The organism is Rhizobium rosettiformans W3 (assembly GCF_004912135.1).
GTDB classification, from domain to species: Bacteria; Pseudomonadota; Alphaproteobacteria; order Rhizobiales; family Rhizobiaceae; genus Allorhizobium; species Allorhizobium rosettiformans.
Window position 1 is genome coordinate 1 of the sequence record NZ_STGU01000084.1, and the last position, 544, is coordinate 544.

A 544-nucleotide genomic window follows, 5' to 3' on the forward strand; every position below is an offset into this window, starting at 1 on the left:
GTCCGGTGAAGACTATTCCGACCGGGCCATGTCGCTGGGTGCCGTCGGTTATGCGCTGAAGCCCGTTCAACGCGATCATCTGGTATCTGTGATCGAGTCCCTAGGCGCGAAGGCCGAACAAACGCTGCGGCGCGTGCTGATCGTTGAAGACAACGCCGTTCAGCGGGACGCTCTGTCGAAACTCCTGTCGTCGCATGACGTCGAAACGGTGGGGGCTGGGACTGCGGCAGAGTGCATCTCGTTGCTGGCCGAACAGACCTTCGACTGCATGGTGCTGGATCTGTCGTTGCCAGATACATCCGGCTTTGCGCTTCTGGAAACGTTGAGCGAAGCGGGCATGCATTCCTTCCCGCCTGTCATCGTCTACACCGGACGCGTTCTCTCGTCCGAAGAAGAACAGAGGCTTCGCCGTTACTCGAAATCTATCATCATCAAGGGTGCAAAATCGCCGGAGCGTCTTCTCGACGAGGTCACACTGTTCCTGCACCAGGTGGTCTCTGAGCTGCCGGACGAGCAGCAGCAAATGATCCGCAAAGCCCGCAAT

Annotated in this window: 1 protein-coding gene; it reads left to right on the top strand. The window is 58.5% G+C overall.

Features of this window, described 5'->3' with window-relative positions; genetic code table 11:
* The coding region (locus FAA86_RS24455; protein ID WP_136543912.1) for a response regulator at positions 1 to 544 on the top strand (544 nt) is incomplete at both ends.